This window comes from Martelella sp. UBA3392 (assembly GCF_002358775.1).
In the GTDB taxonomy this organism is placed as follows: domain Bacteria; phylum Pseudomonadota; class Alphaproteobacteria; order Rhizobiales; family Rhizobiaceae; genus Martelella; species Martelella mediterranea.
Genome location: NZ_DEPM01000196.1, coordinates 1 through 4,133, shown reverse-complemented (window position 1 = coordinate 4,133; position 4,133 = coordinate 1). Strand labels below are relative to the sequence as shown.

Here is a 4,133-nt window from a genome sequence, read left to right as displayed (position 1 = left end):
AACCGCGAAGCCCATGAGCTGAACGACTGGGCCGCAGGCAAGGCCAGCCCCATTATCATGACGGGGGACTTCAACGCGGGCGACATCTCCGAGCGCGGACTGCTGGAAGTGGTTCAGCAGGAATTCATGATGAAGCGCGCGCGCGAGACCGGCAATGCGGACCACAAGGCCTGGGCTCTGCAATATGTCGCGCGCAATCACGCCATCGGTTCGGAAAAATACGCCGCCGCCGAAGCCTATATCAACCGCGAGACCAATACCGCGCCGGAAGGCCTGTTCACCGACGAGACCTACCCCGTGGCGGGCAACACGCCCTACACGATGAACCTTCTGAAGAAGCAGTATCAGATCCTGCAGAATCCCGAGGATCGCGAACGCTTCGCCCCCCACAAGCTGGCGGATGGCAGCACCACATGGCCGAGCGTGGAAGAAGATGACGAGGCCTTCAAATGGCCGTCCTGGGGCCGCACCCAGATCGACCACTTCATCGCCTCGCGCCCCTACGCCAAATGGTGGGAACTGACGGATGCCGAAGACGATCGCTATGTCGGCGGCGTTCTCGATCAGGACATCAGCACCACCGAGAGCGGCAAGGCGCTTTCCGACCATGAGCCGCTCGCCCATGAAATCCGCTGGAAGGGCCCCAATGTCGAGGAAATCGGCGACAGCGGCAAGGTTCGCCTGACCTTCGACGCCAACACGCGCGATTCCGCCGAGCGCGCCGGCGAATTCCGGCTGTCGCGCAACAACCATCGCACCGATGTCTATCTCGGCCAGCTTTCCGACGAGGATGGTCGCCCGATCTATGCGCAGGCGCCTGAAGTCACTGAGGACCGTCTCGGCTTCCTGCTTGCCAACGCGGTCTATGACCGTCACGACCCGGAAGCCTTCCAGGAGGAGCTTGCCCTCTACGTGCCCGCCGAACAGCAGGCGGTTTACAAGGCCTATCTCGACAAGCTCACGGACACCTCCAATCCGGAGTTCTTCCGCAACGTTCTCGACGACTACTTCCAGGCGCATCGCGAGGAATTCCCGGGCATCGGCAGCATCAGCGACATGAGCTGGGAGCAATGGGGCGATATCCTCATGAAATATGTCGATGAGGACCTCGCCTTCGACACCAAGCCGGAAAACCCGGCCTGGGACGAGCTTGTGGCAACGCTCGGCCTCAACGATCCAGCCGTACGCGCCGCACTTTCCGCGAAGACCGGGCTCGACTTCGAAAACGACCCCTTCGCCCCCCTCAAGCTGGCGCTCGATTGCGCCGATGCTCAGCATCTCTCGCTTCAGGGCGCCCGCGCGATGTGCGTGGACGATCATGAGCGCTTCCGCGATATCGTCGTCACCGCTGGCAAAACCGTGGCGATCGACGAAAGCGCGGCGCTCGGCTCGACCGACGGTCTGATCACGCTTGACAATGGCGGCATCCGCACCGCCGGACCCGACGATGACTGGGCGCAGTGGACCGGGCCGATCACCTCGATCGACAAGGCCATCCGTTTCGACGGCCAGGGCTGGATCGATGTCTCGCATCCGACGGTTCCGGTGACCGCCCTCAAGACGTTCTCCGGCGACGGCACGTTCGAAAAGCGCGGCGTGGGCACCCTGCTTCTGACGGCCGACAGCTCCGGCTTCGCCGGCACCACGCTGGTCAATGAGGGCAAGCTCTTGGTGGGCGACGAAAACGGCCTCGGCAAGCTCGGCGGTAGCATGACCGTCAATGACGGCGCTGTTCTCGGCGGCTCAGGCACGATCGGCTCCGGCGCGGGTTCGCTGGTCGCAATCGCCGCGGGCGGCACGCTGTCGCCGGGCAATTCCATCGGCACGCTCACGATCGACGGCGACCTCGCCTTCGCCAGCGGCTCGATCTTTGCCGTCGAAGTCGACCCGGAAACCGGCCGCAGCGACGCTGTGACGGTGACCGGCAAGGCCTCGCTGGACGGAACGCTCGCGCATGTCGGCTTCGACGGCGTCTACGATCCGCGCTCGACCTACACCGTCCTCTCGGCCGGTGAGATCGAGGGCCAGTTTGCAAGCGTCACCTCCGATTTCGCCTTCCTGACGCCCGACTTCATCTATGGCGCGAGCGAAATCGGCCTGAAGCTGCAGCGCAACGACCGCGATTTCGCATCGCTGGCTCAAACCGCCAACCAGGCGGCCGTTGCGGCAAGTGTGGAGTCGATCGGCTTTACCGCCGGAAACCAGCTCTATGACGCGATCGTCATGCTGCCGGACGATCCCGATTTCATCCGCAACGGCTTCGACCAGCTTTCCGGCGAGATCCATGCGTCGGTCAAATCGGCGTTGATCGAGGAAAGCGGCATCGTCCGCGGCGCGGAAGCCGATCGCCTGCGGGCAGCCTTCGGCACGGTCGGCGCATCGTCGGCCCCGGTTCTGGCCTACGGGCCGGACGGGGCTAACCTTGCCGCCCCCGATCAGGCAGACGGGATCGCCGCCTGGGGCAGCGCCTTCGGGGCGTGGAACAAGTTCGACGGCAACGCCAATGCCGCCGGCCTCGACAGCGCGACGGGCGGCCTGCTGGTCGGCGTCGACATCCCGGTTGCCGAAACCTGGCGCGTCGGCGCGCTCGCCGGCTACAGCCATTCGAGCTTCGACAGCGACGACCGCGCGTCGTCGGGTTCCAGCGACAACTACTCGCTCGGCCTCTATGCCGGTTCGCAGTGGGGTGGCCTCGGCTTCCGCTCGGGCCTTGCCTATACGTGGCACCAGATCGACACCAGCCGCTCGGTGTTCATCCCGGACCTTACGAATGCGCTCGACAGCAGCTATGACGCCGGCACCTTCCAGGCCTTCGGAGAACTCGGCTATCAGTTCGATCTCTCCGACGTTCAGCTGGAGCCGTTCGCCAACCTCGCCTATGTCAATCTGGATAGCGATGGCTACAGCGAGACCGGCGGCGCTGCGGCGCTGAACGGCGCAAGCGGAAGCTCCGATACGACCTTCACCACCGTGGGTCTGCGCGTATCGTCGGACTTCATGCTGGGCCAGACAAAGGCGAAGGCAAGCGGGATGATCGGCTGGCGTCACGCCTTCGGCGATATCACGCCGTCCGTCACGCAGGCCTTTGCGGGCTCGACGCCGTTCACCATCACCGGCGTCGCCGTCGCCGAGGATGCCGCCGTGGTCGAGGCCGGTCTCGATTTCGACCTGTCACCCAACACCACGATCGGCGTTTCCTACCAGGGCCAGTTCGGCGACGACGTCAGCTACAACGGCGTCAACGCAAGGCTCCAGGTGAAGTTCTGATCCCATAAAGCAAATTTGCGGGCGGGAGCCATTCCCGCCCGCAAGGCCATCGTCCAAGACGACATGATTGGCCGTGCAGTGCGCCGGCAGTGACTTTGCCCACCGCCGGCAGGCAGCTATCCCGGACGCAGCCTCACTTGGCGTCCTCCAGCGGGACATACAGGTCTCCGCCATCGCGGAATTTTTCGGCCATCTTCTCCATTCCCTCCTTCTGCGCCTCCGCCCGGATGTCGTGACTGATGCGCATGGAGCAGAATTTCGGCCCGCACATGGAACAGAAATGCGCGACCTTGTGCGCCTCCTTCGGCAGGGTCTCGTCATGCATCGAGCGCGCCGTTTCCGGGTCGAGCGAGAGGTTGAACTGGTCTTCCCAGCGGAATTCGAACCGCGCGCGCGATAGCGCGTCATCACGGATCCGCGCCGCCCGATGCCCCTTTGCGAGATCGGCGGCATGAGCGGCGATCTTGTAGGTGATGACGCCGGTCTTCACATCGTCGCGGTCGGGCAGGCCGAGATGCTCCTTCGGCGTCACATAGCAGAGCATCGCCGTGCCGAACCAGCCGATCATCGCTGCGCCGATGCCGGACGTGATATGATCGTAGCCCGGCGCGATGTCCGTGGTCAGCGGCCCGAGCGTATAGAACGGCGCCTCCCCGCAGCTCGCAAGCTGCTTGTCCATGTTCGCCTTGATCTTGTGCATCGGCACGTGGCCGGGCCCCTCGATCATCACCTGACAATCCTTGGCCCAGGCGATCTGCGTGAGTTCCCCCAGCGTTACGAGCTCGGCGAACTGCGCCTCGTCGTTGGCATCGGCGATGGAACCGGGCCGCAATCCGTCTCCAAGACTGAAGCTGACATCATAGGCC

Annotated in this window: 2 protein-coding genes; one reads left to right on the top strand and one right to left on the bottom strand. The window is 64.2% G+C overall.

All coding sequences use genetic code 11. The features are described 5' to 3' along the window. Positions 1–3,267, top strand: a 3,267-nt coding sequence (locus B4E36_RS15110) for an autotransporter outer membrane beta-barrel domain-containing protein (RefSeq protein ID WP_345900534.1), incomplete at its 5' end; no start/stop codon positions are given. 133 nt (positions 3,268–3,400) lie between these two features. Here the strand turns inward: B4E36_RS15110 and B4E36_RS15105 are convergent. Continuing rightward, the coding region (locus B4E36_RS15105) for a phosphomethylpyrimidine synthase ThiC (protein WP_345900533.1) at positions 3,401–4,133 on the bottom strand (733 nt) is incomplete at its 5' end.